The sequence below is a fragment of the Pseudoalteromonas 'SMAR' genome (assembly GCF_048515945.1).
Lineage (GTDB): Bacteria > Pseudomonadota > Gammaproteobacteria > Enterobacterales > Alteromonadaceae > Pseudoalteromonas.
The window spans coordinates 242-25,899 of sequence record NZ_JBLWMW010000012.1 but is presented as its reverse complement, the minus strand read 5'-3'; the positions used below and the strand labels follow the sequence as shown (position 1 = coordinate 25,899).

Here is a 25,658-nt window from a genome sequence, read left to right as displayed (position 1 = left end):
CTTAAAATAAAAGACTGTGTGTCTTATTGTCATGTAAACCGTATATTACCTGCGATGCGCCAATAAAAAAACACTGAAATGGAAAAAACTCATGCTATTTCTGACCGCAATGACCGCTAAGGCCATGATTAATTTTCTAATCTGTGGCATTATCTTTGTCAGTTTATAAAATTTGCACAGTTTACATAGAGAGTGGTGACCAAAATTCAATGAAACAAGTTTTTATTTTGCGAGGCTTACCCGGCTCAGGGAAGTCGCACTACGCCCAAACCTTAGCCGATGACTTAGTGGCTGGGGACGAAACTCAGTATTTTATTTGCTCCACCGATGATTTTTTTACCAGCCATAATGGTGAATATCGTTTTGATAAAACCCGCTTACCAGAATACCACAACCTCAACCTGGCTCGCTTTATTAACGCTTTAGCAGAAGGGATCCCTTTGGTGATTGTCGATAATACCAATATTAAAAAATGGGAGTTTGTGGCGTATTCGGCTGCGGCCGCGGCCATGGGGTATCAAGTAAAAGAGGTGATTGTAGGCGAGATTAAAGACAAGTCGCTACAGCACCTGTATGCGAAAAGAAATAGCCACCGAGTGGGGTTAAAAACCATTTCTAAAATGGCGCACTTATTTGAGTGGTAAATAGGTGATAGTAAGACGAAATAGGGCATAACCGCGCAGAGCTGCTGATACAAAAAGGGGGATCTGATATCCAGAGCCCCCTTTATTATTGCGAACTTTACGCCGTGGTTGCCATTACATGGCTTCGTATTCATCCTGCCAGAAGAACTTTTCTTCACCAAAAGCGGGTTTTAAATCATCGAGCCAGTGGGCGTTTTCATCATACTTAGCAAAGAAAGGACGCTGCACCCAATCTGGGTTTCTGGCTTGAATAAAGCGTAGTACAAACACCTTCTCACCGGCAATCTCGCTGACGCCAGAGACTTCGACTTTACCTGGCCCTGCGCTCATCGATGGCCCACGCACGGTGCGGCTTACGCCAGAGACTTGTTTATAGGCTTCGCGGAAAATTTCCCAGGTTTTATGCAGTGGTATTTCAAAATAACGCTTAGCACCCGTATCACGTTCAATAAACATGTAGTAAGGGATCATGCCAAGTTGAGTTTGCTCTTTCCACATTTCTGCCCACATATCAGAATCAACATTAATGTTGTTCAGTAGCGGAGCTTGGGTGCGGATCTGTGCGCCAGTCTTACGGATGAGCTTAATGGCTTCACGTGTGACGTCAGTACGCAGCTCTTGCTTGTGGTTAATGTGTGCCATAATAGAGACGTGCTTACCAGCGTCGACAAGATCTTTTAGTAGCTTCAATAACTCTTGGGCATCGGGGTCGGTAACATATCGAAATGGCCAGAAGGTTAACGATTTAGTGCCGATACGGATGGTACGAATATGGTCAAAGCGCGGCTCTTTTAATGCTTCGAGGTAGTTCTTAAGTTTTACGGTGCGCATCACCATAGGGTCGCCACCGGTCATCAGTAAATCAGTGACTTCTTTGTGCTCTGCTAGGTAGTTGTGCAGCAGTTCAGCGTCGTTGTTATTAAAGCGAGTTGCTTTACCAACAAACTGTGCCCAACGGAAGCAGAAAGTACAATACGAGTGACAATACTGACCCTGTGATGGAAAGAATAACACCGTTTCTTTGTATTTATGCTGGATACCGTCAACCCGTTCACCGTCGTATTCAGGAACGTTCTTTTCCATTTGCCCAGCAGGGTGTGGATTTAACTTTTGACGGATCTCTGTGGCTAAATTGAATACTTCTTCAGGTGTATGATCACGGCTAAGTAAGTCAGCCATTTGCTCATAAGACTCATCATCTAGCATTCCGCGCTGTGGGAAAGTAAGTTGAAACACAGGATCGTTGGGTACTCTATCCCAATCAATCAACTCTTCAATAACAAAATTATTTACACGAAATGGAAAAACGTTAGCGACCACCTTCATTTGAAAACGTAGGTGTTCAGGCAATTTATCAAGCTGTTCAATCTTATCGATTTGACGATGCTGATAGACTGTGAAACGAGGTGGCTGATAAGCTTCAGCGGGCTGCAATTGGACGGTTTGCTGCATATCTATTTTGTCTCTTTCTCACTTGCAAATAATAAAAGCCGCCATACTAACATGTAGAATATGACAATTCAGGTCGAAGCGCCGAAAAGTAGCAAAAAAGACAAATTTATTCGAAAATATTCATTAGTTAGAGGGAATTTTTGCCACCCATGGTTATTAAATCAGCGTGGTGGCAAAATAATCTCATGCTATGATCAGAACTGCTGCTCAGAGAGGGCGCCATAAATGGCATCCGCGAGTGTTTCAATATCACTATCACTGGTGATGTAAGGCGGCATAATGTAAACAAGCTTACCAAATGGACGGATCCAAACGCCTTTAGAGACAAAGTAAGCTTGGATCTTGGCAACATCCACAGCCTGTTTTAACTCCACCACCCCAATAGCACCTAAAATACGCACATCAACTACCACGTCCAGTGAGCGACAGCGTTCAAGCGCCGCTAATGCGGTTTCAATTCGGGCTATGTTTTCCAGTGTTGAAGGTTGGCGGATCATTTCCACGCTAGCAATGGCCGCTGCACAAGCTAAGGGGTTGGCCATAAAAGTAGGACCATGCATCAACACTTTGGCTTCGCCTTGACTAATGCCTATGGCCACCTCGGAGGTGGTGAGGGTGGCTGCTAAGGTCATCATGCCCCCAGTTAACGCTTTGCCAAGACACATAATGTCTGGCGCAATCCCAGCATGTTCACAGGCAAACATTTTACCTGTGCGAGCAAAGCCTGTGGCAATTTCATCGGCAATGAGTAACACATCGTATTGATCACAAAGTCGGCGCAATGCCACTAGGTAATCGGGGTGATAAAAGTTCATGCCGCCGGCGTTTTGCACTATGGGCTCGATAATAAATGCCGCCACGTCTTGGTGATGCTGAGCAAAGGCCAGCTCTAACGCTGCTATTTCATCCTGGCATTGGCTGCCATAAAAGTTGCTTTGCGGGGCGGCGACAAAAACCTGCTCAGGTAAAAAGCCTTGATACATACTGTGCATGGAGTTAACCGGATCGCACACACTCATGGCAGCAAAGGTGTCGCCATGATAGCCTTTTTTTGCTGTCATTATTTTGTTTTTATTGCGTTTTCCTTGACTAAGCCAGTATTGGATAGCCATTTTTATTGCTACCTCAACACTGACTGAGCCACCATCGGCAAGAAACACCTTGTCTAATTTCTCTGGTGTCATAGCCACTAATAAGCGACAAAGTTCAACCGCAGGGCGGTGGGTTAAGCCACCAAACATGACGTGGCTCATGCTATCCGCTTGCGCTTTCACTGCAGCAACCAGTTTCTCATGGCCGTAACCATGCACAGCACTCCACCAAGAAGCCATACCATCAATTAAAGACTCTCCTGTAGCCAGTTCAATGCGGTTACCTTGAGTTCTGCTAACGGGGTAAACGGGCAGTGGGTCAATCATCGATGTGTACGGGTGCCAGATGTGCTGACGGTCAAAATCCAAATCTATTGGTTGTTTATTGTTCATATGTAAACCTAGGTGGTGTGTGCAACGTTGACAATACTAAGGCAAGAAGTAGACTAAGCCAATCACCGTCAGATTGTTTGGTCGAAATTTGTACCGCCTTGAGCCATCGGCGTTTGCGCGGTTACAGCACGACATTATTAGAAAGAGAAAAATTATGGAATTAGGCGCGCTTAGACACAATTGGACCCACGACGAAGTAAAAGCTTTGTTTACCATGCCGTTTAACGATTTACTGTTTCACGCCGCGAGCATCCATCGGAAGCACTTTAATCCTAACGAAGTACAAATTTCAACATTGCTATCAATAAAAACCGGCGCCTGCCCAGAAGATTGCAAGTACTGTCCACAGTCAGGGCACTATAAAACCGACCTTGAGCGTGAGCGCTTAATGGAAGTCGAAAAAGTGGTGCAGCAGGCTAAGCTTGCGAAAGAAAAAGGGGCCACGCGTTTTTGTATGGGAGCGGCTTGGTCTGATCCGAAAGACCGCGATATGCCTTACATTGCGAAAATGGTGAAAGAGGTGAAAGAGCTAGGCCTAGAAACCTGTATGACCTTAGGTAAACTAGACAATGACAAGGCGCATGAGCTGCGCGAAGCCGGCCTGGACTACTACAATCATAATTTAGATACCTCGCCGGAGTATTATCAGCAAATCATCACTACCCGTACTTATCAAGACCGACTTGATACCCTAGATCACGTCCGCGATGCCGGTATGAAAGTGTGCTCGGGTGGCATCGTTGGTATGGGTGAGCAGGCCTCAGACCGCTATGGCTTACTTATTCAATTAGCAAACTTGCCTAAACAGCCAGAAAGTGTGCCGATTAATATGTTGGTAAAAGTAAAAGGCACACCACTTGAGGACGTTGACGATTTAGATCATTTTGAATTTATTCGCACCATTGCGGTGGTACGGATCATGATGCCTCACAGTTACGTGCGTTTATCGGCAGGCCGTACAGCGATGAACGAGCAAATGCAGTCAATGTGTTTCTTTGCTGGGGCTAACTCGATTTTTTATGGTGATAAGCTACTTACCACAGAAAACCCAGAAGCCGATGCCGACATGAATTTAATTAAGAAATTGGGCATGAACCCAGAAACCCGTCATGACTACTCTGACGAAGCCTATGAGGCGTCGATCAGCTGCGCCATTGCTGATAAAGCAACGTCTGAGTTATTTTACGAAGCGCAGTAAATGGCCTTTGAATTCATCACAGAGGCTCTAGCTAAGCAACAGTCTGAAGGACTGCTTCGGCAACGTCAGGCCGTGGAGTTTGCTTCTGCACGAACCCTTACGGTTGCTGGTAAACGCTATATTAATTTTGCTAGCAATGACTACTTGGGGCTCGCTCATCACTTTGATGTAGCTGAGCTACCGGAGTTACACAGTGGCAGTCGGAGCTCGGCTTTAGTCACAGGTTATCTGGATATTCATCAACAACTTGAGTCTCGTTTATGTGAATTGCTGGGTTACCAAAAGGCCTTGTTGTTTGGCAGTGGCTTCAGCGCCAATTGCAGTGTGATAAAAACCTTGTTTTCGCCACTAAGCAAAGGCAATAATGCGGCCGTGTTTCAAGATAAACTCAATCATGCCAGTTTAATTGACGGCAGTTTAGCGGCCAATGCCAAACTGGAGCGTTTTAATCACAATGATAGCAACCATTTGCGAGCACGATTGGAGCGCTCAAACGCCCGTGATAAGTTAATTGTCACAGAAGGGGTGTTCTCAATGGATGGCGATGCTGCACCGCTTACAGAAATTGCTGCAATTGCCCAGCAGCATCAGGCTTGGCTGATGGTCGATGATGCCCACGGATTTGGCGTTGTAGGCGATGATGGCTTGGGTTCAACCAGCACTTTAACGCATAAACCAGAAATATTAATTATTACTTTTGGTAAGGCCATTGGCTGTCAGGGTGCCGCAGTGCTTGCCAGTGAAGCTGTGATTGATTATATGGTGCAATTTAATCGCGAATTTATCTATACCACAGCACTGTCGCCAGTACTGAGCGCCATTGCCTTAGCCCAGTTAGAGCGCCTTACTCAGGCACAAGAGCAACGCCAACGCCTCAGCGAAAACATTGCCTTATTTAAGTCACTAGCGATCAGTGCAGGGTTAGCGCTGCTACCAAGTGATACCGCAATTCAACCTGTTATATTGGGCAGCAGTGATAATGTCATTACGGCGCAACATGCATTGCAAGCGCGGGGCTTTTGGGTCGGCGCGATCCGGCCGCCAACCGTACCGCAAAACACGGCGCGGTTAAGAATAACCCTTACTGCAGCGCACCACCGCGACGACATAAGGGATCTCGTTGCAACACTCCAGGAGGTTGTTTAAGTATGTTACAACCCAACCACACGGCGCGTTGCTTCTCAAAAGCGGCAAGCGACTATAGCAATTGCGCAAGAGTACAAAAGCGTGCCGCAGAAGCACTATTAGCACGGTTGCATCACAGTAGAGCGGTTGCACGTGCTTACCCACGTTTAGTGGACTTAGGTTGCGGGCCACATCAAAATCACCCTGCTTTGGCTCCTTACTGTAGCCAATACGTAGGTTTTGATCTCAGCTTACTGATGTTACAGCAGGGCGGTCAAACCAGTGTTTGTTGCGATATGGATAAGCTACCATTGCAAGACGCAAGCGTAGATCTCATTTTTAGTAATTTTGCGATTCAATGGTCCGCTTGCACTGAGTCCTTATTGCTGCAAATGCATCAAGCGCTTAGGGCAAAAGGTAAAGTACTACTTAGCACTGTACTTGATGGCTCATTAAATGAAATCGCTACCGCTTGGCAGGGGGTCGATAGTTGTCATCACGTTAACCATTTTATGTCCTTTGATGAGTTAAAAACCTATGCCTTGCAGGCCGGCTTTAGCATAAATTGGCAGCGGCAAACCACCTTAATAGATAGTTATCCTTCGGCTTTGGCTGCGGTGCGCTCAGTGAAAAACATCGGTGGTAATGATGTTCGTGGCAATAATAAGCGCCAGGGTTTATTAGGCAAGGCTGGATACACTAAGTTATTGGCCAGTTATCCACGCTCAAACAGTGGCTTTGATGTCAGCTATGAAGTTGGCTTTTTGGAGTTAAGCAAATGAAACAGAGCTATTTTGTCACCGGCACAGACACGGAAGTTGGGAAAACCTATATCACCACATTACTGTTAAAACTGTTAGCCAAACATCAGTGTCGTGCCATTGGCTTTAAACCCATAGCAGCGGATGCCGAAGAAGCATTCGGTCAGCTGGTGAATGTGGATGCTATTAGCCTTATGGAAGCGGCAACGGTTCATGGCAAGTATGAGCAAATAAACCCCTATTGTTTTGCTCCTGCTATTGCGCCGCATATTGCTGCGCAGCAAGCCGGAATCAATATTACTTTAGCTAGGCTTAATCAAGGCTACGAGGAAATTCAAGGGTTAGGGGCAGACTATATTTTTACCGAAGGAGCGGGTGGTTGGGCATTGCCTATTAATGATAAAGACTATTTATACGATTGGGTACGAGAGCAAAACCTCCCCGTTATCCTAGTGGTGGGCATGAAGTTAGGCTGTTTGAACCACGCCTTACTCACCGCTGCTGCGATAAAACAGCAAGGATTAAAGGTGGTTGGCTGGGTTGCTAATCAAGTTGATCCGAACATGGCGGTGTTCGAAGAGAACGTCGCTAGTTTAACCGAGCGTTTACCTTGTCCATTGTTGGCATCGGCGCCATACAGTGAAGGCACACCCAAGCTAAAAATACACCAAGCTTTGCTGGATTTACTGGCACTGCCGTCGAGCAATAGCTAAACAAATAAAAGCGGCTAAAATGGCCGCTTTTGGCTATTAATCTGCTTGCCTATTTTGGTAGTTCGGCAACAGCTCTTCAACAATTTGCTTGGCGCTTATGGTGTAGCGAACCCCTGAAAACATCACTGAAGTATTCTCTTCAATTCCGGTGATCCCCGTTAATGTCCAACCCTCTCCACGCTCCGGGCAGTACACTTTGGTCGTTGGTGGGATAACAACAAAATCATCACTCATTTATTCGTTCCTAACTACTATGGCCAAAGGTAAGTGTGAGGGGCAGTATACGATAAATCATAAAGATCATAAATCTGAATAATAACTTGGTCGAATTGGTGCTATTATCTAAAAAAATTTCAAACCCATTTGATTATGGCCCTTACAACCGCGCGGCTGTTGCTGCGACCCATTACACACCGAGATAACTCGGCATTATTGCCTTTATTAAATCATGTCGCGGTTAAGCAGTTTAATGACTATGGTGATAATTTGTCTGCCACTGATTTAAAGTGCATGATCCAATTAGACATAGAAAGGCGACTGAATAACTGCGGTGGTCGTTTCGGTATATTCAGCAAACACCGTCTTAGTTTGTTAGGGAGCGTGGGTTTCTATCAAGAGCATGATAGTGAAGCGGGTATCAATATTGGCTATGAGCTAGCGCCAAACTACTGGGGCAAAGGAATTATGTACGAAGCCATTAGCGCTCTTTTTGCGCAGCGTAGTAAGTTACCATTTCAGCACAACACCGTATTTGCTCGAGTGCACCCAAACAACCTGCGTTCAAAAACACTCATCACCAGACTGGGCTTTAGCGAATTAACACAGCAACACGTATACCGCAAAGAGATAAACAACGTAGTCATTACAGAGAAAACGACAGCTCATTTATAGGAGCTGTCGTGTTAAGGCATTAAGAAAGAGCTTTGATGCGTTCATCCAGTGGCGGGTGTGACGCGAAAAAGTCAGCGATTGATTTGCCTGAAGCAATACCAAAGGCCATCATCGAGCCTTCGAGTTGTGATTCATGGTTGTACTTTAAGCGTTCTAACGCTGAGCGCATCTTGTGTGCACCAACTAAATCTGCGGCGCCTCGGTCGGCGGCAAACTCTCTTCTGCGACTAAAATAAGCCACCACGATAGAGGCCAAAATACCAAATAGGATTTGGAAAATCATATCGAAAATAAAGTAAGTCCAACTGCCGCCTGACTCTTCTTCATCGCTATTTAAAAAGTTATCGACAATGCCTGCCAACACTTTGGCAAAGAAAATAACAAAAGTATTGACCACGCCTTGGATCAAGGTCAGGGTGACCATATCGCCATTGGCAACATGAGAAACCTCATGAGCGAGAACCGCTTCAGCTTGGTCGCGGTCCATGTTGTTTAATAGCCCTGAACTGACCGCAACAAGACTGTTGTTTTTACTTGGCCCGGTAGCAAAGGCGTTGATCTCTGGGCTGTCGTAAATGGCTACTTCAGGCATAGCAATACCGACTTGTTGAGATTGTGCAGCAACCGTTGACACTAGCCAGTGCTCAGTCTCGTTTCGTGGTTGTTCGATGACAAAAGCACCAGTGGATTTTTTGGCGATCCATTTCGACATAAATAATGAAATAAAGGCACCGCCAAAACCAAATACTGCGGCGATGATCATGATGCCAGAATAGCTTCGGCTAGATATACCGAATACTGACATTAGAATAGATAACACCACACCCAGCACCAGCATAACTGCTAAGTTAGTGAGTAGGAAAAGAATGACGCGTTTCATGTTGACCTCGTTAAACATAAAAGAACAGAAGCAATTTTCCCAAGCACTTGCTTATTACTCCGTCTTAAGATGCTTTATATGTGCTGCAACATAAAAGCACAAGTTATTTTGTATGAATATTACATAAAGAACACATCATACATTTGCAACTAAGCAATCAATTTTAACTTCTGCGATAGGGTAGCAAGCATAGAATCAACAGAGCTGTTAGGATCGTTGAGTCCTTCTAACAGAGTCATAAAGTAACTATCCATCATTAGCGCGGCCTTTTCTGGCTGATAAGCTTGTTCGCTAAACAATAAAGATTTAAATAGCTCGAGTTGCTGCTGAAAAAAAGGCGCTTGCCAAATTAAGTTGCCCAGTAGCTCTTTGCTAAATTCGCGATGACTTAAATAAAACTGGTATAAGTGGCTTGCGTAATGACGCAGTTTTAATCTTGCGCTGTGTTGCTGATCGCTTTGCTTAGCACGTGCAATGATTGTGTCCAACTGCTGTAGCATTGCCACTTTTAAAATATCAAGCTTACTTGGAAAGTGGGAGAAAACGGTGCCCGATGCAACGCCAGCATGGTGTGCAATTTCACGACTAGTGGTGTCGGCATAGCCTTTTTGCTGAAATAAACTCCAGCCAGATTGGAGAATTTTATTTCTAGTTATTTCTCTTTTTTTCATAAGCTTATCTCTAATATCAAGTCTTATACTATACCACAAAATGGTAAAGGCAGGAGAATTACTTGCGTTAATTGAGCGTGCTCACTAAAATAAATGAGCACGTTCAATTTTATAAGGATAATACCATGAACATCTTGCCACAGCTAATTGGGTACTTACTATTTATTCCTTTTATCACTTTTTATAGTTTTATTTTGGGGCCAGTTTTAAAGTGTGTTTTGGTTCCTGGGGGGTTAGGCTTACTTGCAATTATCCTGGGTCCCAAGCAGTTTATTTATTACTACAAGCGTTCACACGCCAGTAAAATGCAAGCAAAAAAGTCTATTCAAGCTAAACCGTCATAAGCGCTAAGTAGATTCTTCGCATTAATGATGAACTTAGGTATAATAGCGACGGTATCTTTAACGGTAATCACTGCATTTTCAGCTCGCTGCTTTCTAAGCAGCAGTGGGCCAGACCGTATACTTTTGCAAGTAAACGCAGGGGAATAAGCCGCAGTTTATCGTTAGTTGGTAAGTATCGTTCAAAATTAGTCGAGGAATTATTATGACCGTTGGCATCATTATGGGCTCAAAATCGGATTGGCCTACCATGCAACATGCAGCCGAAATGCTGGATAAATTTGGCGTTGAGTATGAAACCAAAGTGGTCTCTGCACACCGCACTCCACAGTTATTAGCTGATTATGCATCAACGGCAGCAGAGCGCGGTATCAAAGTCATTATTGCCGGTGCTGGCGGCGCTGCGCACTTACCTGGTATGGCGGCTGCTTTTACCAGCTTACCAGTACTGGGTGTACCGGTTAAATCAAAAGCTCTTAATGGCGTAGATTCATTACTGTCAATCTGCCAAATGCCTAAAGGGGTGGCCGTAGGTACCTTAGCAATCGGCGATGCTGGCGCTGCGAATGCCGGCCTCCTTGCTGCACAAATTCTAGGTTGTCAGCAGCCTGAGTTGTTCGCCAAAGTAGAAGCATTTAGAAAAGCACAAACCGACACTGTACTCGCTAACCCAAACCCTGCGGAATAATATGAACATCCTCATTTTAGGCGCAGGCCAGCTTGCTAGAATGATGAGCTTGTCTGCCACTCACCTAGATATTCACGTTTTGGCTTACGATGTTGGTAGTAAAACGGTGATTAACCCCGTCACTTTTGAAAGCTATCCTGACTCATTAAGCCAAGCCATTGCCAAAGCCGATGCTATCACGGCTGAGTTTGAGCATATTCCAAGCGATGTGCTTTCTCAATGCCAGCAAAGTGGTAAGTTTTACCCTGGTGAGCAAGCCATTGCCACTGGTGGTGACAGAGAAAAAGAAAAGGCTTTGTTAGAAAAAGCTGGAGTGCCATGTGCTCCGTTTAAAATCATCACCGAAAAGCAGCACTTTATTGATGCCATTACGGCTTTAGGCATGCCTATGGTGGTGAAAACCTGCCAAGCTGGATACGACGGCAAAGGGCAGTGGCGAGTCAAGTCAGAGCAAGAAGTTGATGCCATTTGGCAAGAAATGTCGGCTTTTTTACAAGCTGGCAGTGCTCAGGCACCACATACTATCGTGGCTGAAAAAATGATCCCGTTTGACCGCGAAGTATCAATCATCGGTGTACGTAGTAAAAGCGGTGAATGTAACATTTATCCACTGACCGAAAACCAACACACCAATGGCGTATTAACCTTGTCGGTTGCTGGTAAAGAAAAAGCGGCTAATCAAGCACAAGCAGAGCAAGCATTCGAAAAACTAGCCATTGAATTAGATTACGTTGGTGTATTGGCGATTGAGTTTTTTGATGTTGAAGGCCAGCTTCTGGTTAACGAAATTGCCCCTCGTGTTCATAATTCTGGTCACTGGACACAACAAGGTGCCCATGTCAGCCAATTTGAAAATCACATGCGTGCGGTTGCAGGCTTGCCTATTGGCGATACGAGCTTATTACGACCAACAGCAATGATAAATGTGCTTGGTCAAAGTAGTATTCCCACCTCTGTACTAAAAGTGCCTGGGGTCACCAGTCATTGGTATGGAAAGAGTCAAAAGCCAGGTCGCAAGATGGGTCACATCAATGCTTCTGCTGCGTCACTGCACCAGCTTGGGGAAGTCTTAGCTGAGTTAGCTGAGGTGCTACCAGAGCAAGATTATCCCGGTGTAATGGCCACTGCAAGGCAGCTATTACTAAATTAATAGCGCTATCTTGTTGTTCAGCAATAAGATACATTTTGAGTTCAGAGAATTTGCTAAAATTGCAATTTTTTTTTGAACTCACCCATTTTACTGCGGTCTATTATTATGAGGCTTGGATAGGCCTCACTTCATACTCGTTGTCCATCAACGACTATGTGAGCGCAGAGAGTATTTGGCCAGCATCCCTTGCTGGCCTTTTTTTATCTTGCCGCAGCGGCTTTTAATCTTAAAGCGGTCGATATTGCTGTGCATTTCTGCTTAAATTGAACAAATTTAACTACTATAAGAAAGCACTTTGTTATGTTAAAACTCTCTCTCATCTCAGCAGCGGTTGCTTCGACCCTGTTTTTAAGCGGTTGCCAAGCAACGGCTGATAAAGTTGGATCCAACCAAGCAGTAAAATCCAATCCTGTTCCTTCAGTGGTCGCCACTCCAGTTGATTTTGGCGGTGAGCAAATTACCCTTGAGCAAGCAATGGCGCATCCAGATTGGTTAGGGCGCCAACCAGAGGGCGCTTATTGGGGCGCCGATAGCAACACCATTTTTTATAAAAGAAAGCAAGCTGGAACAGAATTAAGAGACCTCTTCTCTGTCACAGCTGACGCTGAGCCTGCTGCGGTTGAGCTGGCTGAGTTGCATACCACAGGCAGTAGTAATGCCGTGTATCAAGGCGATCTGCAAGCGTATCAGTTTAAGGGTAATATTTTTCTAAAGAACACCAAAACCAACGCGCTGACTCAAATCACTCACTCTTCTAATTATGAATACGCACCACAATTTTTAACTAATAATCGCTTAGCATATCGCTCAGGAAATGCCATGTATGCGGTGGACTTAGAGACTGGCTTGACGAAGGAGTTAGTGAAATTACACCTGGCAGATGAGCCTAAGGGCACCGCTGAGCCCTCTGGGTTTATTGCTGAAGAGCAGCACCAACTTATTGAGTACGTAGCATTAACGCATAAAAACAGCTTAGACAAAGAGCAGCGCAATGATGCGCTAAAAGCGAATAATCACAGCATTCAAGACAACCAGTTTTACCTTGGCAAAGGCAAAACCCTCATTTCAATGAGCCTTGCCCCCAGTGGTGATAAACTAATTGCCGTGATCACCGACGATAAGCCTCGCCGCGCAGACACTGATATCATGCCTAACTACGTAAGCCAAGACGGCAATATTGAAGCGGTTAAAGCAAGACAGCGCGTGGCAGATGCCAAGCCGATGGCGTCTGAAGTCATCTTTATCGACATTGCAAAATCACAGCAAGTGGCTTTAAGCTATGACACCCTACCTGGCTTTGATGAAGACGTACTGGCAGAGGTGAAGCGTGAGAACGCAGAAGCTCGCGGTGAAACTTACCAAAGTGAGAAAGCGCCACGTGCCATTAACCTTATCGATACTTGGGGCTGGAGCCAGTCGGCCATTCAATGGAATAGCGACGGCAGCCAAGTGGCAGTGATGTTAGGGGCGTGGGATAACAAAGACAGATGGATTGCCACTGTTGATTTCGATAAACAGCAATTTGTTTCTCAGCACCGCCTTCATGATGAAGCTTGGATCAACTATACCTATAACGACTTCGGTTGGTTAAATGGTGAAGATACCTTGTATTACCTCTCTGAACAAAGCGGTTATAGCCATTTGTATGTTAAACCGTTAAAAGGTGAAGCCAAGGCCATGACTTCAGGTCAGTACGTGGTCTCTGAACCGACACTCACTGCTGATAATCAGTACGTTTACTACAAGGCCAATAAAGAACACCCTGGCTTATATGAAATCTATCGCGTTAATCTTAACACCGGTAACAGTGAACAGATCACCGATTTAGATGGCATGACTGATTATGAGCTAAGCCCAGATGAGAGCAAACTGCTGCTTACTCATTCTAAGATCATGATGCCAGAGGAGTTATATGTAGCAGAGGCCAAAGCCAATACCACTGCGAAGCGCTTGACCAATACTGTATCGCAAGCCTTCTTAAACAAAAAACTCATTGCGCCAAAAATTATTGCCGTACCATCCAGTCATCAAGAGCAACCAGTGTACGCGAAAGTGTATTACCCAGCAGATTATAAAGAAGGCGAAACGGGTAAACGCAAAGCCGTGATCTTCAACCATGGTGCAGGTTATCTACAAAACTCGCATATGGGTTGGTCAGGCTACTTTAGAGAGTTTATGTTCCATAGCTTACTGGCCAGTAAAGGTTATGTGGTAATGGACATGGACTACCGTGGCTCTAAAGGATATGGCCGCGATTGGCGTACAGCCATTTATCGTCATATGGGTAAACCAGAAATTGAAGACTTGGCAGATGGCGTAGATTGGATGGTTGAAAATGCCAATGTTGACCGTGGTGCGGTGGGCACTTATGGCGGCTCATATGGTGGCTTTATGACCTTTATGGCGCTATTTACTCAACCAGATCTATTTCAAGCTGGGGCGGCGTTACGCCCGGTTACGGATTGGGCCTATTATAATGACCCTTATACTTCAAATATCTTAAACCGCCCAGACGTGGATCCAATCGCGTATCGTAGAAGCTCGCCTATTTATCATGCTGAAGGCTTGAAAAATGCGCTATTAATTAATGCGCCTATGATTGATGATAACGTTTTCTTTCAAGATGTAGTGCGTTTAGTGCAGCGCTTAATTGAATTGGAAAAAGAAGACTTTGAAACAGCGATATACCCAGTTGAACCACACGGCTTTAGACAGCCGTCAAGCTGGCTCGACGAATATCGTCGTATATACAAGTTATTCGAAGAAAATTTGTAATATGATTAGGAAGTGTTAAGGCCAGCTATGCTGGCCTTTTTTGATGATATAGAAAGTCAGCAATAAACAAGATTACACCGCCCACGGCACCGTATAAATGCGCTTCAATTGCCACCCGTGACTCGATTAAACGTGCCACTTCAACACTGGCCCCTTGGCTTTGTTCAAAGCCGATTTTAAGCCAAACGCCAATAAATAAAAGGTAGCCTGTGACCATGTTACGACGACAATCTTGCGCCGCTCCCCAAATAATGACGCCATGTAATAAGCCACTTAAGCCTGTATATACAACTATATTAGGAGCCAAGAAATAGATTAACGCCCCAGTCCAAAGCGCTAAAAACAACACATTAAAGGCATATTGACGGGGTCGAGTGTATTCCGCGTGCAATAACCAGATAAATACAATACCCAGCACATTGAGTAGCAAGTGGTAGACATTACTGTGCATGAATTGCCCGGTTAGGATGCGCCAGAGCTCGCCTTGATTGATGGCGTTGCGGTCAAAGTCTAACATAGGCCCTAATTGTAAAAGCATCAATACTGAAGCAATACAAGCAAGTAATAACGGCGGCAGCAGGTATTTTCTTTCTAATGGCAGCTCAAACATAGCATTTCGTAATTTAATTTTTGCATATTGTGCCTAATTGCTTTTATGATGCCAACATTATGAAGTCAGTAATACGATTATTATGAAACAAACACTTGCATCCCTGGCTGTGATAGCGACACTCACCTTTTCTAATTATACCCAAGCCTTAGAGCAGCAAGCTCAAAGAGAAGTCCGAGAGCCGGAAGCGGCAACGGGCTTTGAGGCCAAACAAGCTCGCACCGCAGAAAAGTACATGGTGGTGGCTGCAAATCCATACGCTAGCAAGGCCGGGCAGCTGATGTTAGCCAAAGGGGGGAGCGCCGTGGATGCCATGATAGCAACTCAATTAGTGCTGACACTGGTAGAGCCACAATCCTCAGGCATTGGCGGTGGCGGTTTCATTCTTTATTATGATAAAAGTAAAGATAAACTGATCACCTTTGATGGTCGTGAAACGGCACCACAAGACGCCGATGCTGGGTTGTTTTTAGACCGTAACGGCAAAGCAGTACGATGGATAGAAGCCGTGGTTGGTGGCCGCTCGGTGGGCGTGCCGGGAATTTTGCATGCCTTTAAACAGGCTCACGATAAATATGGTAAATTACCTTGGCTGGAGCTATTCAAACCTGCCATTCAATTAGCCAAAGAGGGCTTTACCGTTTCTCCTAGACTGCAGATGCTACTGGAAAAACGCCTTAACCCCGGCCTGACCAAGTTAAGCCCTGCGAAAGAGTATTTTTATCCTAATGGCAAAGCGCTTCGCGCTGGCACGACCAAGAAAAATCCAGAGTTGGCTAATTTTTACTTTAAGTTAGCCTATCAAGGTATTGATGCTTTTTATGAAGGTCAAAATGCCACTAAACTGGTTCAGGCAGTGCAAAATTCAAACATTGCCCCAGGCAAGCTGCAACTTAGTGACTTAGAGCAATACCAAAGTAAGGTGAGAGACCCCATTTGCAGCAACTACCATGAGTATAAAGTGTGCTCGATGGCCCCACCAAGCAGCGGTGGCATTGCTGTGCTGCAGATGCTTAAAATTCTTGAGCCATTTAAGCTCAGTCAATATAAAGCCAACGACCTAGAAGCCTTGCATTTATTCACCCAAGCCTCGAGGCTGGCGTTTGCCGACCGTGACTATTACGTGGCCGATCCAGACTTTACCACGGTTCCCACTGCAGCGTTATTGAATGAAGAATATCTACAAGGACGTAGTGCACTTATCGGCGACAACGACAATAATAATTTTCCGGTTGGCGATCCAACCGCGGGGCAGGTTGCGTATGCCATGGATGACAGTTACGAGTTACCATCAACGACTCATGTGTCGATTGTTGATGACCAAGGTAACGCCATTTCCATGACGAGTTCCATTGAAATGGCATTTGGTTCCACCGTAATGGTCAATGGCTATTTGCTTAATAATCAATTAACTGACTTCGCCTTATCACCCAAAGTTGGCGATAAATGGGTAGCGAACCGGGTTGAACCGAAAAAACGCCCGCGCAGTTCAATGTCGCCAGTAATGGTGTTTAACAAAGACGGCTCATTAAAGCTGATAGTTGGCTCTCCTGGGGGAAGTCGTATTATTAACTACGTTGCCCAGACCATTGTAGGCGTATTAGATTGGGGGTTATCACCACAACAGGCAATCGATTTGCCTAAGATCACCAATCGCAATAAATACACCACCTTAGAAAAAGGAACGGAGCTTGCTAAGCACGCTGACTATTTTGAGCAAAAAGGCCATCGCGTACAGGTCCGCGACCTCAATTCTGGTCTGCATGCCATTGCAGTGCATAACAAATACTTAGAAGGTGGTGCCGATCCACGTCGAGAAGGGGTTGCTTTAGGAGAAAGCAGCGAATAACTCATAGTGTCGCTAACGCTTTTAAGCTACAATAAAGTGCAGCCAAAACCAATAGTTTAGGTGTTTTGGCTCACTTTTAATATTGGTCTGATGAGCACTAAATTCATTGTAATTTAATCCTTTTCGACAATAATGAACCTTTAGACTAAAAAATTAGTGTCCAGCTTGTAAATATGACTAAAAAATCTGATCCAAATTATCTTTATATCCCATACTCAGGTCCTACGCTACTCGAAACGCCACTGTTAAATAAGGGCAGTGCATTTTCTCAGCGTGAACGCGAAAGCTTTAACCTTGCCGGTTTAGTCCCACCACGCTACGAGACCATTGAAGAACAAGTTGAACGTTGTTACCAACAGTATTCCAGCTTTAACGATAACTTAAATAAGCACATTTACTTACGTGCTATTCAGGATAATAACGAAACCCTTTATTACCGTTTAGTACGAGATCATTTAGAAGAAATGATGCCCATCATCTACACCCCGACGGTGGGCGATGCCTGCGAAAAGTTTTCTGATATCTACCGCAGCTCTCGTGGTTTGTTCATTTCGTATGAAGACCGCTATAACATTGATGATATCTTACGCAATGCCACTAAAGGCAAAGTAAAAGTAATCGTAGTCACCGATGGCGAGCGTATTCTAGGTCTAGGCGATCAGGGTATAGGCGGCATGGGGATCCCAATTGGTAAGCTGGCCCTTTACACCGTATGTGGCGGTATTAGCCCAGCTTATACGTTACCGGTGATGTTGGATGTTGGTACCAACAACGAAAAGCTTCTGAACGACCCTATGTACATGGGCGCCAGACATAAACGTATTTCTCAAGAGGAATACGATGAGTTCTTAGAGCTATTTATTAAAGCCGTTAAACGTCGCTGGCCGAATGTATTATTGCAATTTGAAGACTTTGCACAGCCTAATGCCATGCCGTTATTGAAACGCTACCGCAATGAAATTTGTAGCTTTAACGACGATATACAAGGCACTGCAGCCGTTACTGTGGGTTCATTGTTAGCGGCCTGTAGGGTCAAAGGGGCCAAACTGTCGGAGCAAAAAGTGGTGTTTGTTGGCGCCGGCTCTGCAGGCTGTGGTATTGCTGAGCAAATCATTAGTCAAATGGTGTCTGAGGGGATCTCAGATGCCGAGGCTCGCAGCCAAGTATTTATGGTTGACCGCTTTGGTCTATTGACCGAAGGAATGGAAGGCCTTAGAGATTTTCAGGCCGCGCTTGTACAGCAGCATGAGAACTTAAAAGACTGGACTTACAGTGGTGAATACGCCTCCTTGCTTGACGTAATGCACTGTGCGCAACCAGATATTCTAATTGGTGTATCTGGGCAGGCAGGCTTATTTACCGAGCAGGTGATAAGAGCAATGCACGCCGGTTGTGAGCAACCGATCATCTTCCCACTAAGTAACCCATCACGTCAGGTTGAAGCTCATCCAAAAGACGTGATTGCTTGGACCGATGGTCAAGCCATTGTGGCAACCGGCAGCCCGTTTGAGCCGGTGGTACATAACGACCAGACCACAGTGATCCCACAGTGTAATAATAGCTATATTTTCCCTGGTATTGGCTTAGGTGTGTTAGCAGCTAAAGCGAATCGTATCACTGACAGTATGTTGATGGTGGCCAGCGAAACTTTAGCTGAGTCATCGCCCCGAGCCAATACAGGCAAAGGCAGCTTATTACCGGCACTGACCGAAATTGAGCCGCTAAGTAAACGCATTGCGTTTGCGGTAGCGAAAAAGGCCATGGAAGAGGGCGCGGCACTGGAAATGGAAGACGATGCCATTTGGGCGACCATTGAACGCAACTACTGGCTGCCAGAATACAGAAACTACAAACGCTGTAGTATTTAATCGTTTAAGGCCGACATTATGTCGGCCTTTTTGTTAATCATTGTTACCGCAAGAGCAGAATTCAGGAGTAGTTAATGCAAATGTGCTTGAATAGCAGGGAATGAATTTTTAGGAGCAGAAAATGCGCATACTTACCGGACTTTTCGCTTTGTGCTTATCAGGACTTAGCTTTGCAGGTGCTTTACCTGACGCGCCCCACTTATACGTTAAAGGCACCGCATTTATGCAGGTGCAGCCTGATACGGCCGTGATCCGCGTGGCCATAACCGAAAAAGATAAAGCGTTACCTAAAGCAAAAGAGAACGTTGATAGCGTGATGGCTAAAGCAATTGAAATTGCTAAGCGCTTTGACATCGCCAGCGATGATATTCATGCCGATCAACTTAATGTTTATCGCCAAACACGGTATAACCGTGACACTAACGAAGAAGAATTTAAGGGCTTTCGAGTCAGCCGCAGCTTAACCCTTAAACTAAAGCACATCAGCCATTATCCTAAATTGCTACAAGCCTTGGTCGACAGCGGCATTAACCAGTTTAACAACACAGAGTTTACGGTAGAGAACGAGAGTAAGTTTCTTAATAGCCTGAAAAAAACCGCCATTAAAGACGCCAAAAAAGCGGCTAAAGAACTTGCTACTGAATTTGATGTTGAGTTGGCCAAGCTTTATTCTGTGTCAATGCAGCCAATGCAAACACCCACACGGCCGTATATGCGCGCAGCCCCAATGGCAATGGAAGCGGATGCTAGCGCTTTAAAAGATGCCTATAACACCGGAAGTATCAAATTAAGTGCAGAAGTCTATGCCGTCTATTTAATTGATTAATTCTGGTTGTTAATACCATAAATAGTTACACTAACGCCCTCATGATGAGGGCGTTTTGTTATTTATGTCCTTGCCTTGAGTGGATCACTAATACCAATTCGCTTAATTAAGTGGTCTATTTGAGGCAAGAAAATTCTGTCGATAACACCGCTCTCGCGTCCTGCTACCGCCAAGGTACCTACATCCTTGTAGGCAAGGCGAAAATTTTGCTATTTAGTTGTTCTAAATGAGAAATTTTTAACGCAGTTAGCGTCGAATTTGCTCCCTCAAATTGAGCAAGTATTAATGCGGATTGGTATAACGTATTTGAACCAGGTCATGAACACAGCGAAGATTTTAGTTACAGGGTTACCACGCACCGGTACCACCAGTGTTTGCATAGCGGCACTGCATCTTGGGGTTAAAACGGCCCACACTGCTTACACCCGTGAGGCACTTGGTCAGGCTCAGCTGCTCGCTGACACACCTGTTTTTTGTGATTATAAAAACCTCGTTAGCTTATACCCGAGCAGTAAATTACTGCATTTATCACGACCATTTGAACTATGGCTCCCCTCTATTAAGCGCTTAATGACAGCGATGCAAAACAACCTGCTTTCGCAGCGTGGTGGTTTTAATGACACCATTAAACGCTGCTATTTATCTGTGTTTCCTGAATTTGATAAGCACTTTGACAGTGATAACTTTTGGTTCGATTGTTATCAACGACATCAACAGCAGGTTTATCAATTCGCACAGCAACATCAATTGCCTTTACTTGATGTGACAATTGATCAAGCCGATATTGGCAGCCAACTGGCCGCGTACATAGGTAACGGTAAAGCCGGAACGGTCGCGGTTCCGCATGTTAATATTGGTGGTAAAGTCACGGCTTGGAAATGGATAAGCCACCCTTTAAAGGTTGAATCCACCAGAGCCGGGAAAGCCGATAAAGACACTTTGCTATATAGCGAACCCTTCGCCAACACCTAGCAGTTTGATATACTGCACGTATACTCTTATCAACAACAAGTCATCATGTTTGAATTGAAATATCACACGCCGTTTAGCTGGACTGAAAAAGTCATGGCTGACTTTGATACGTTTTTACAAGATCACGCCGCCGCAGAAAAGAAGGCTTCGGGCATGGCAATGGCCATGCTTGGTCATTATCCAGATAGAATCAAATTGGTTAGAGCCATGGCGGATTTGGCCATTGAAGAAATGATCCACTTTAAACAGGTTTTAAAACTACTCACTGAACGTGGCACCACACTCGGTAACGATCAAAAAGATCCATACATTAAAGGTATGCGCGGTTTGTTCCGTCAAGGGACTGATGAATATTTGATTGACCGTCTTTTAGTTGCGGCGGTAATAGAGGCGAGGGGACATGAACGTTTTTCTTTGGTTGCCGAAGCCCTGCCCGAAGGTAAAGAAAAAGATTTTTACGTCATGATTGCCAAATCAGAAGAAAAACATAAAAACCTCTTCGTAGAACTGGGTTATGAATATTTTGACAAAGCGATTATTGACCAACGTTTAGAAGAAATTCTCCTCGCTGAAGCAGAGATCTGTGAACGCACCCCATTTACTGCAGCGCTGCACTAATAAATGGCCTTCCCCTAAACCTAGGGGAGGTTTTTATACGACTTAAGTACCAAATTATGTCGAATTTATCTTGAACTTAACTCTCATTTATTCATAAACGCTTTTACCCTTCTTGATTACAAAGGTATAAATCAATACTATAGTGCTAGCTGATGCGCTTTTCATTAACAGTTAATTTACTTTGTGGTGTGTATTTATGATAAAAAAACTGCTGGTTGTAGGTATTCTTTGTGCTTGTGGTGCGAGTAATGCGGCGGAAAATCTTGTTACTAACGGCTCATTTGAGTCAACTGCTGCTATTTCAGGTAATTGGGGTTTACTGGACTCATTACCGGGCTGGTCTAATGATGGTGCTAAATTTGAAGTACAAAAAGCCAGTTTAGGGATCATTACACCAGAGCAGGGCGAGCAGTATCTGGAACTGGACTCAACCCGAAACTACAGTGCTTCACAAACGATCAAAACCACAGTTGGTAAAAAGTACCACATCAGTTTTTATTATTCTGCTCGAGTAGAAGACAATAATAATACTAACCGCGCCACAGTGAGCTTTGCCGGACAACAACTGGCCACGTTGAATGCTATATCAAGAGGTTGGACGCACTATCAATTTACTGTGACAGCCACTAAAGAGCAAAGTGAACTACGCTTTAGCGGCGCTGGAAAGTCTGATTCTTATGGCGCATTTATAGATAACGTAGTGGTTACTGAGCAGCAAGACGATAGCACAACAACCCCAGGCACTGAAGATCCACAAACCTGTGCAGCAGGGCTCTACGGTATTAGTAGCTATAACACCTCAGCTTATGCGTTCAATGTTAGCGAACAAACTTACAGCTTTGTTAAAGGCATTGAAAACACAGCCTCAAATATTGCGGCACATGATGGTGCGTTGTATTTCCTAGAGCAGTTAGATAAATCGAGCAAGCAATCTACGTTGTGGCGTGTTTCTCTTGCCTATGATGAACAAACAGCGGTTGCTAACACGGTTTCGTGGCCAATTTACCGTTCAACAGTTACCCCTGATGGCAGCAAACTATTAGCCAGCAGCAAAACCTATCTGTATGAATTTGATATGCAAACCGCCAAGAAAACCGTGCTGGGTAAGCTAAAATACTCAGGTGATGACTTTTCTCATGGTGATATTGCATACTCTGCAGACACCAACCTTATCTATGTTCTTACTGGAAAAGCACTTTATTCATTAGATAAAGGCAACATGGAGCTAGATTTAATAGGGCAGCACGGTGTGAATTGGGCATCGGGTCTTGCGGTAGCAACCGACGGTACTTTATATGTCTCAGGCCGTAACCCCAATGAAAACGCCAAAATTTATTCTTTAAATCCAAACACTGGCGCAGCCACCTTTATCATGGAAGGTCCAAAGCATATTAACGATCTGACGTTTGTCTCAGATAGTGATTGCAATAACTAATCGCTTATTAGCAGGCTTACACTAGGAATGTTTAAGCCTGCTAACCAATTAAATCATTTCAATAGCGCACACCGCAAAGTAAAAAGTTCATACAAAACAATTCATGTCTTTAACTGTTTGAACCAATCACTCAACTAACTAGGGCTTCAACGTCAGCCTGGCAATGTAATGAACTATAAAGTGCAGTCTGTTAATCATGTATGAGCAATAAGCGCACCAGTAACTATGACTAGAGGATTCTATTAAACCAACAATCCTCAGAAGACGTGGTGATCATTTGATATAAGACTTTAAAGCTATGGATTAGTGAGTGGTTAATTGAAAATAATTAGAGTTGAAGACCCAAATAGAAAAGTTTCGTAGGGCATTTACGTTCAAGTATGAAAGTGGGACATATTGTCTCACAATAACCTATTTAACATAACGTAAATTATGGGAGGTTGTTACAAGACTCAAAACAATTAAAATAAATATTTAATCCGTTAATTATCAATAGCTTATGACCGATATTGATTAGTATTGGACATAGTGTAATTTTATTCAGTAACGGTTTGAGCAACTTCACCAACAGATTCTTGAGGCATCATCTGTATTTTAGGTGAATCGCAAGTAATAAAGTCATGATAATGACTTTGCCACGCAATTTCTATCATGCAGCCAGAACGCACCGTGACGTCATAGCCAGCTAAGAATAAATCTCTCAGTGTCATTTCAAAGATGAGTTGGCCGTTTTGGCTCGCGCCAATGTAGTAGTCTTTTCGAATGCGGTTTCTATCCGTGTATTCTGCCCAGCCGTTGATGTGCAAACTCACTTTATGAAATGGGTGTTTGGCTTTGGGTGGCTCAGGTTCTTCGGGCACGTAAGGTCTTTGGTAATGGGTTTGCGTTGGTTGTTGGTCTTGGCCAGCTGGGTTCGGTGGTAGGTTTTGCACTGAATTTCGTTGTGTTTGGACTTGGCCAGTGGCGGGCGTTGGTGTTTGTTCTTGATTTGATCCTTTTTTGCTTGGTTCGCTGTTAATGGCCATGATTAAGATAAACACGAACAAGGCGAACATGACCCCTGCCCCTTTGATAAACCAGTTATCCCACCATTTCTTTACGTCGGCGGGCGCGGCTTCTTTGATGGCGGTATCGGACTTAGTATGCGAAGAATAGAACTTAAAATACTTGGCTTCATAGTGGCGTTCATGGGTAGCCACGACCGTAGCATTGGATGCGCTTGCGCCGTCATGCACTTTTAAGATGTACTGGTCATCTTGCCCCAGCATGGATTTCTTAATGGCACGGTAGTGGTTCGAGACTAAATCACGTATATCACGGTTAATCTTTCGAAAGTTTTGTGTGATAAGCATGATGTCAAAGCCATAGTGCCGGTGCATTTCATAGAACTGGATCAACTCTTTATCCGTGCCCTGCTGCGGTAAGCAAAGCTGGCATTCGTCAATAAAGAAGTAAACGCGGTTGCCCTGGTCATTTTGCCAGTCCTGGTATTGCAGGTAATGTTCCTTTTTGGAGAATGGACGCTCACCGCCGTAGTTATGAAATTCGCCGTCGATGACTTCGATTAAGTCACGGCAATAGTCACCATAGATTGAGCAAAAGTGGTCAATGTTCAGAGGTAGATTAGTGACCACCTTGCGGCGGTGTTGGGTGACGGTTGGAATGATATGCCTTACTACGGCCTCGTAGCTTTTGCCGCCCCCTGTTTTACCTGATATTCCGTGTATCATGATTAGCTCCCTAGCCGAGTAAATGGAATGAGTTGAAGTAAAAAGCGAATGGTCAGTGACGTAATTATCATGCCCATGGCCTGACCCAAGCCCGAGGCGGTAGCAAAGTATTGGGTGGTTGGCGGGATGGCGTTGATGTATTGCGCCACGTTTAAGCCATCGAATAACGTGCCGAGGCCATCAAGGATGACAATGATTAAATCAAGCAGTGATTCCATGAGCCAAAAGAAAATGTCTTTGAGTGCATCAAAGAACGTCAGCATCATGGAATACACAAAGAGTTTGAAGTCTTCCCACGTTTGAACAAGCCAAGCTAGCATCGTCTTATCCTCCAAATATGATGCGTCTGCACAGGAAGGCCGCCGTGACTAAGATGCAGATTTTGATAAAGGCCATCACGGTGGCACTGGGGAGTGGTATGTCTTTACAGCCATAATTCATGTATTGGCCAAGGTTAAAGCAAATGCGGTTATCAGGCGCAGCGCCGCCACCCGTGAATTTGAATTGTTGGATAAATTGCGCCGCTTCGGTGCTTTTTAGTGACTCGGCTTTTTCATCCCACACACCTTGAAAGCCGTCTTCGTATTCGGATTCCCAAAAGCTGGTCGCGTTGGCGGGGTCAAACATGGTGGGGTCGCCCTTTTTGGTCACAGAGCCAAGAATTGCCGCTAAGAGTTCAGCCAGTTCGGAGTCACTATCGGGGCAGTCGTCGCCCTCACATGGTTGGTCGCCATCACCACCGCCTGAGCCATCATCACCGCCTGAGCCATCATCACCGCCTGAGCCGTTATCACCACCTGAGCCATCATCACCACCTGAGCCATCATCACCACCTGAGCCATCATCACCACCAGAGCCATCATCGCCGCCTGAGCCATCATCGCCGCCTGAGCCATCATCGCCACCTGAGCCATCATCGCCGCCTGAGCCATCATCGCCGCCTGAGCCATCATCGCCGCCTGAGCCATCATCGCCGC

General features: G+C 44.9%; 23 protein-coding genes and 1 pseudogene. 15 read left to right on the top strand and 9 right to left on the bottom strand.

Annotated features, from left to right (window positions below; translation table 11 throughout):
- Nucleotides 1-209 precede the first annotated feature (209 nt).
- Nucleotides 210-644 (top strand): AAA family ATPase, encoded by a 435-nt coding sequence (locus ACNKW2_RS07260; protein WP_336566358.1) that lies wholly within the window; start codon nucleotides 210-212, stop codon nucleotides 642-644.
- A gap of 114 nt (nucleotides 645-758) precedes the next feature.
- Here the strand turns inward: ACNKW2_RS07260 and ACNKW2_RS07255 are convergent, their stop codons facing one another.
- Together ACNKW2_RS07255 and bioA are read right to left on the bottom strand one after the other, a co-directional pair.
- On the bottom strand, nucleotides 759-2,096 hold the full coding sequence (locus tag ACNKW2_RS07255; RefSeq protein WP_419147958.1) for a KamA family radical SAM protein: 1,338 nt from the start codon (nucleotides 2,094-2,096) through the stop codon (nucleotides 759-761).
- 194 nt (nucleotides 2,097-2,290) lie between these two features.
- Entirely contained in the window at nucleotides 2,291-3,580 is a 1,290-nt protein-coding gene (bioA, locus tag ACNKW2_RS07250) for an adenosylmethionine--8-amino-7-oxononanoate transaminase (RefSeq protein WP_419147957.1), read from the bottom strand.
- A 154-nt stretch (nucleotides 3,581-3,734) separates the two neighbouring features.
- On the opposite strand from bioA, the gene bioB reads away from it, so the two are divergent.
- Genes bioB through bioD form a run of 4 tightly spaced genes read left to right on the top strand, consistent with a single transcriptional unit; the run spans nucleotide 3,735 to nucleotide 7,377 of the window.
- Nucleotides 3,735-4,778 (top strand): biotin synthase BioB, encoded by a 1,044-nt coding sequence (bioB, locus tag ACNKW2_RS07245; protein WP_419147956.1) that lies wholly within the window; start codon nucleotides 3,735-3,737, stop codon nucleotides 4,776-4,778.
- Entirely contained in the window at nucleotides 4,779-5,924 is a 1,146-nt protein-coding gene (locus ACNKW2_RS07240; protein WP_419147955.1) for an aminotransferase class I/II-fold pyridoxal phosphate-dependent enzyme, read from the top strand. It abuts the gene before it with no gap.
- A 2-nt stretch (nucleotides 5,925-5,926) separates the two neighbouring features.
- Complete coding sequence (locus ACNKW2_RS07235; protein ID WP_419147954.1) at nucleotides 5,927-6,685, top strand: methyltransferase domain-containing protein; 759 nt, start codon at nucleotides 5,927-5,929, stop codon at nucleotides 6,683-6,685.
- Entirely contained in the window at nucleotides 6,682-7,377 is a 696-nt protein-coding gene (bioD, locus tag ACNKW2_RS07230; RefSeq protein ID WP_419147953.1) for a dethiobiotin synthase, read from the top strand. The genes ACNKW2_RS07235 and bioD overlap by 4 nt, the downstream gene beginning before the upstream one ends.
- 36 nt (nucleotides 7,378-7,413) lie before the next feature.
- Here the strand turns inward: bioD and ACNKW2_RS07225 are convergent, their stop codons facing one another.
- Complete coding sequence (locus ACNKW2_RS07225; RefSeq protein ID WP_419147952.1) at nucleotides 7,414-7,611, bottom strand: hypothetical protein; 198 nt, start codon at nucleotides 7,609-7,611, stop codon at nucleotides 7,414-7,416.
- Between the two features lie 135 nt (nucleotides 7,612-7,746).
- Here ACNKW2_RS07225 and ACNKW2_RS07220 point away from each other — a divergent pair, with 135 nt between their 5' ends.
- Nucleotides 7,747-8,268: a GNAT family N-acetyltransferase gene (locus ACNKW2_RS07220; protein WP_419147951.1), complete on the top strand. Its 522-nt coding sequence runs from the start codon at nucleotides 7,747-7,749 to the stop codon at nucleotides 8,266-8,268.
- Between the two features lie 19 nt (nucleotides 8,269-8,287).
- Here the strand turns inward: ACNKW2_RS07220 and htpX are convergent, their stop codons facing one another.
- Nucleotides 8,288-9,148 (bottom strand): protease HtpX, encoded by an 861-nt coding sequence (gene htpX, locus ACNKW2_RS07215; RefSeq protein WP_419147950.1) that lies wholly within the window; start codon nucleotides 9,146-9,148, stop codon nucleotides 8,288-8,290.
- A gap of 149 nt (nucleotides 9,149-9,297) precedes the next feature.
- Nucleotides 9,298-9,819 carry a TetR/AcrR family transcriptional regulator gene (locus tag ACNKW2_RS07210; protein WP_419147949.1) on the bottom strand — a complete coding sequence of 174 codons (522 nt, stop codon included), beginning with the start codon at nucleotides 9,817-9,819 and terminating at the stop codon, nucleotides 9,298-9,300.
- Between the two features lie 546 nt (nucleotides 9,820-10,365).
- Between ACNKW2_RS07210 and purE the strand changes: the two genes are divergently transcribed.
- From purE to ACNKW2_RS07195, 3 genes are all read left to right on the top strand, one after another.
- Nucleotides 10,366-10,848 carry a 5-(carboxyamino)imidazole ribonucleotide mutase gene (gene purE, locus ACNKW2_RS07205; protein WP_419147948.1) on the top strand — a complete coding sequence of 161 codons (483 nt, stop codon included), beginning with the start codon at nucleotides 10,366-10,368 and terminating at the stop codon, nucleotides 10,846-10,848.
- Nucleotide 10,849: 1 nt separating this feature from the next.
- Complete coding sequence (locus ACNKW2_RS07200) at nucleotides 10,850-11,998, top strand: 5-(carboxyamino)imidazole ribonucleotide synthase (RefSeq protein ID WP_419147947.1); 1,149 nt, start codon at nucleotides 10,850-10,852, stop codon at nucleotides 11,996-11,998.
- Nucleotides 11,999-12,298: 300 nt separating this feature from the next.
- Nucleotides 12,299-14,773: a S9 family peptidase gene (locus ACNKW2_RS07195; RefSeq protein WP_419147946.1), complete on the top strand. Its 2,475-nt coding sequence runs from the start codon at nucleotides 12,299-12,301 to the stop codon at nucleotides 14,771-14,773.
- Between the two features lie 25 nt (nucleotides 14,774-14,798).
- On the opposite strand, the gene rrtA is transcribed toward ACNKW2_RS07195, so the two are convergent.
- Entirely contained in the window at nucleotides 14,799-15,383 is a 585-nt protein-coding gene (rrtA, locus tag ACNKW2_RS07190) for a rhombosortase (protein WP_419147945.1), read from the bottom strand.
- Nucleotides 15,384-15,465: 82 nt separating this feature from the next.
- Here rrtA and ggt point away from each other — a divergent pair, with 82 nt between their 5' ends.
- The 6 genes from ggt to ACNKW2_RS07160 all read left to right on the top strand — a co-directional run bounded on the left by ggt (nucleotide 15,466) and on the right by ACNKW2_RS07160 (nucleotide 22,951).
- On the top strand, nucleotides 15,466-17,232 hold the full coding sequence (gene ggt, locus ACNKW2_RS07185) for a gamma-glutamyltransferase (RefSeq protein ID WP_419147944.1): 1,767 nt from the start codon (nucleotides 15,466-15,468) through the stop codon (nucleotides 17,230-17,232).
- A 173-nt stretch (nucleotides 17,233-17,405) separates the two neighbouring features.
- Nucleotides 17,406-19,100 carry an NAD-dependent malic enzyme gene (locus ACNKW2_RS07180; protein WP_419147943.1) on the top strand — a complete coding sequence of 565 codons (1,695 nt, stop codon included), beginning with the start codon at nucleotides 17,406-17,408 and terminating at the stop codon, nucleotides 19,098-19,100.
- Between the two features lie 121 nt (nucleotides 19,101-19,221).
- A complete protein-coding gene (locus ACNKW2_RS07175; protein ID WP_419147942.1) occupies nucleotides 19,222-19,926 on the top strand; it encodes an SIMPL domain-containing protein in 705 nt (234 codons plus the stop codon).
- 318 nt (nucleotides 19,927-20,244) lie between these two features.
- Nucleotides 20,245-20,898 carry a sulfotransferase gene (locus tag ACNKW2_RS07170; RefSeq protein WP_419147941.1) on the top strand — a complete coding sequence of 218 codons (654 nt, stop codon included), beginning with the start codon at nucleotides 20,245-20,247 and terminating at the stop codon, nucleotides 20,896-20,898.
- A 45-nt stretch (nucleotides 20,899-20,943) separates the two neighbouring features.
- Entirely contained in the window at nucleotides 20,944-21,516 is a 573-nt protein-coding gene (locus tag ACNKW2_RS07165; protein WP_419147940.1) for a MiaE family protein, read from the top strand.
- 196 nt (nucleotides 21,517-21,712) lie between these two features.
- Nucleotides 21,713-22,951, top strand: coding sequence for a DUF642 domain-containing protein (locus tag ACNKW2_RS07160; protein ID WP_419147939.1), 1,239 nt, complete (start codon nucleotides 21,713-21,715; stop codon nucleotides 22,949-22,951).
- A 536-nt stretch (nucleotides 22,952-23,487) separates the two neighbouring features.
- On the opposite strand, the gene ACNKW2_RS07155 is transcribed toward ACNKW2_RS07160, so the two are convergent.
- The 3 genes and pseudogenes from ACNKW2_RS07155 to ACNKW2_RS07145 all read right to left on the bottom strand — a co-directional run.
- Nucleotides 23,488-24,681 (bottom strand): zonular occludens toxin domain-containing protein, encoded by a 1,194-nt coding sequence (locus tag ACNKW2_RS07155; protein ID WP_419147938.1) that lies wholly within the window; start codon nucleotides 24,679-24,681, stop codon nucleotides 23,488-23,490.
- Between the two features lie 2 nt (nucleotides 24,682-24,683).
- Nucleotides 24,684-25,001, bottom strand: a complete 318-nt coding sequence (locus ACNKW2_RS07150; RefSeq protein ID WP_419147937.1) for a DUF2523 family protein — start codon at nucleotides 24,999-25,001, stop codon at nucleotides 24,684-24,686.
- Between the two features lie 4 nt (nucleotides 25,002-25,005).
- Nucleotides 25,006-25,658, bottom strand: a pseudogene (locus ACNKW2_RS07145) (hypothetical protein); the annotation flags it as partial.

What these genes read in the sequence shown, in the direction of transcription:
- ACNKW2_RS07260 (WP_336566358.1), top strand. Translation starts at nt 210, where the DNA reads ATGAAACAAGTTTTTATTTTGCGAGGCTTACCCGGCTCAGGGAAGTCG.
- ACNKW2_RS07255 (WP_419147958.1), bottom strand. Translation starts at nt 2,096, where the DNA reads ATGCAGCAAACCGTCCAATTGCAGCCCGCTGAAGCTTATCAGCCACCT.
- bioA (WP_419147957.1), bottom strand. Translation starts at nt 3,580, where the DNA reads ATGAACAATAAACAACCAATAGATTTGGATTTTGACCGTCAGCACATC.
- bioB (WP_419147956.1), top strand. Translation starts at nt 3,735, where the DNA reads ATGGAATTAGGCGCGCTTAGACACAATTGGACCCACGACGAAGTAAAA.
- ACNKW2_RS07240 (WP_419147955.1), top strand. Translation starts at nt 4,779, where the DNA reads ATGGCCTTTGAATTCATCACAGAGGCTCTAGCTAAGCAACAGTCTGAA.
- ACNKW2_RS07235 (WP_419147954.1), top strand. Translation starts at nt 5,927, where the DNA reads ATGTTACAACCCAACCACACGGCGCGTTGCTTCTCAAAAGCGGCAAGC.
- bioD (WP_419147953.1), top strand. Translation starts at nt 6,682, where the DNA reads ATGAAACAGAGCTATTTTGTCACCGGCACAGACACGGAAGTTGGGAAA.
- ACNKW2_RS07225 (WP_419147952.1), bottom strand. Translation starts at nt 7,611, where the DNA reads ATGAGTGATGATTTTGTTGTTATCCCACCAACGACCAAAGTGTACTGC.
- ACNKW2_RS07220 (WP_419147951.1), top strand. Translation starts at nt 7,747, where the DNA reads ATGGCCCTTACAACCGCGCGGCTGTTGCTGCGACCCATTACACACCGA.
- htpX (WP_419147950.1), bottom strand. Translation starts at nt 9,148, where the DNA reads ATGAAACGCGTCATTCTTTTCCTACTCACTAACTTAGCAGTTATGCTG.
- ACNKW2_RS07210 (WP_419147949.1), bottom strand. Translation starts at nt 9,819, where the DNA reads ATGAAAAAAAGAGAAATAACTAGAAATAAAATTCTCCAATCTGGCTGG.
- purE (WP_419147948.1), top strand. Translation starts at nt 10,366, where the DNA reads ATGACCGTTGGCATCATTATGGGCTCAAAATCGGATTGGCCTACCATG.
- ACNKW2_RS07200 (WP_419147947.1), top strand. Translation starts at nt 10,850, where the DNA reads ATGAACATCCTCATTTTAGGCGCAGGCCAGCTTGCTAGAATGATGAGC.
- ACNKW2_RS07195 (WP_419147946.1), top strand. Translation starts at nt 12,299, where the DNA reads ATGTTAAAACTCTCTCTCATCTCAGCAGCGGTTGCTTCGACCCTGTTT.
- rrtA (WP_419147945.1), bottom strand. Translation starts at nt 15,383, where the DNA reads ATGTTTGAGCTGCCATTAGAAAGAAAATACCTGCTGCCGCCGTTATTA.
- ggt (WP_419147944.1), top strand. Translation starts at nt 15,466, where the DNA reads ATGAAACAAACACTTGCATCCCTGGCTGTGATAGCGACACTCACCTTT.
- ACNKW2_RS07180 (WP_419147943.1), top strand. Translation starts at nt 17,406, where the DNA reads ATGACTAAAAAATCTGATCCAAATTATCTTTATATCCCATACTCAGGT.
- ACNKW2_RS07175 (WP_419147942.1), top strand. Translation starts at nt 19,222, where the DNA reads ATGCGCATACTTACCGGACTTTTCGCTTTGTGCTTATCAGGACTTAGC.
- ACNKW2_RS07170 (WP_419147941.1), top strand. Translation starts at nt 20,245, where the DNA reads ATGAACACAGCGAAGATTTTAGTTACAGGGTTACCACGCACCGGTACC.
- ACNKW2_RS07165 (WP_419147940.1), top strand. Translation starts at nt 20,944, where the DNA reads ATGTTTGAATTGAAATATCACACGCCGTTTAGCTGGACTGAAAAAGTC.
- ACNKW2_RS07160 (WP_419147939.1), top strand. Translation starts at nt 21,713, where the DNA reads ATGATAAAAAAACTGCTGGTTGTAGGTATTCTTTGTGCTTGTGGTGCG.
- ACNKW2_RS07155 (WP_419147938.1), bottom strand. Translation starts at nt 24,681, where the DNA reads ATGATACACGGAATATCAGGTAAAACAGGGGGCGGCAAAAGCTACGAG.
- ACNKW2_RS07150 (WP_419147937.1), bottom strand. Translation starts at nt 25,001, where the DNA reads ATGCTAGCTTGGCTTGTTCAAACGTGGGAAGACTTCAAACTCTTTGTG.